The organism is Ferrovum myxofaciens (genome assembly GCF_000735045.1).
GTDB classification, from domain to species: domain Bacteria; phylum Pseudomonadota; class Gammaproteobacteria; order Burkholderiales; family Ferrovaceae; genus Ferrovum; species Ferrovum myxofaciens.
Genome location: NZ_JPOQ01000239.1, coordinates 1 through 263, shown reverse-complemented (window position 1 = coordinate 263; position 263 = coordinate 1). Strand labels below are relative to the sequence as shown.

1 pseudogene is annotated in these 263 nt (G+C 53.2%); it reads right to left on the bottom strand.

Features of this window, described 5'->3' with window-relative positions:
• Positions 1-242 (bottom strand): annotated as a pseudogene (locus IV91_RS16095) (IS1634 family transposase); the annotation flags it as partial.
• Between the last annotated feature and the right edge of the window lie 21 nt (positions 243-263).

Genomic DNA, 263 nt, shown 5'->3' with positions numbered 1-263 from the left:
GCGGCTTTCTCGATGGCTTCCGGAACAGTGTCCTGAATCATGACGGCCTGACCACCAATCAATTCTTCAATACGCCGACACAGCAAAGGCCAGTCTTCCTGCCGGATGGGAAAATGCCTCCCCAAATTCAGCAAGGTAACTTGACGCACCTTGCCACCGATGCGCTCCGTGCGCACGAGTCGATGGGTGAAGTAGGACTCCCCGGTGGCTTTGTTGTTGGTTCTGGTTTGGCGAATAAACATTCTACGATGCTACCAGAAAAG